At 69.1% G+C, this 1,165-nt stretch carries 1 protein-coding gene; it reads right to left on the bottom strand.

Annotated features, from left to right (window positions below):
• Positions 1 to 514: 514 nt before the first annotated feature.
• A partial coding sequence (locus tag ACWD35_RS45590) for a LysR substrate-binding domain-containing protein (protein ID WP_451357196.1) occupies positions 515 to 1,165 on the bottom strand: 651 nt, incomplete at its 5' end.

Raw genomic sequence — 1,165 nt, forward strand, 5'->3', positions numbered from 1 at the left:
AGGTCGGGCAGAAGCCGCGCTTCGCCTCGCCTTCGAAGGTCTCGTACCAGGTTGGCTCGCCGCCCTCACCGGTCCAGATGACCGTTTCGAATCCCACCCACCACATCACTGGTGTGCTACATCACTGGTGTGCTACCGAGCTTTTGACAGTGGCGGCAGACACAGGTGTGCGGGAAGACGGCCTCGGGGAGCAATGGAACAGTGGTTGGCGTTTAGCATTGACCGACGTCATGGACGCCGTTGACGGAGGGCGTTCCCGCCGGTTACCCGTGCTTGTCCGGTTCGGCGTCGGCGAAGGCGCGGTATCCGCCGAGATCTCGGGCTGGGCGAGGACGTCGCCGCGGTGTACGACTCGGACCGGACCCGGGGCCATCATCGGATGCTGATCCGCCGGCGTAGCGAGGTCGTGTCGGACATTCAGCAAGACCGCCGTCGTCATCACCTCGAAGTCCGCCGGGCGCAAGGTCTTCGGCCTCGCCACCGCAGGCGTCCGTCTCGCGTGACCTGCTGCGCGTCAGTCCGGCAGCCAGTGCAGCTCGTGCGCCAGGGTTTTGGCGACGGCACGGATGCGGCGGTGTAGCGGCGACTGCTCGCGTGGGAGGACCAGGTGGATCGTCAAGGTGGGTGCGCCCCGCAGCGGTCGCCAGGTGAGACCGGCCGGTTGTGCCGTGGCCGCGGCTTCTCCGGCCGGGGCGAGGGTGAGCCCGTCGCGTAGGTCGCGCTGAGACATGTCGAAAGAGACTGCGGGCGTGTGGAATCGGGGGTGTGGTCGGGTGTCTCGGAACAGTGCGGACAGCTGATCGTGGATCACGGGGTTGGCCGCACGGTCGGGGAGTCGCAGCGGATACGCGGCCGCGTCGGCGATCTCGATCTCCGGGTGTTCGGCCAGCGGATGGTGCTGCGCCAGCTGGACCCCGATGCGCGCACGCCGCAGCAGGAACCGGCGCACGCCACGGCCCGGCTGTTCACCGCGGGTGATCCCGGCATCGATGCGGCCGTCGGCGACCGCGGGGGAGATCTCCGGTGTCGCCATCGGGACCGCGCCGACCTCGAGTCCCGGGCTGCTGCGAATGAGCCTGTCCACCAGGGCCGGTGCAGTCTCGGCCCCGGCGCTGAGGCTGTATCCGATGCGCAGCGTGCCCAGTTGACCGGCCGCCGCGCTCCG

Source organism: Streptomyces sp. NPDC002671 (genome assembly GCF_053592475.1).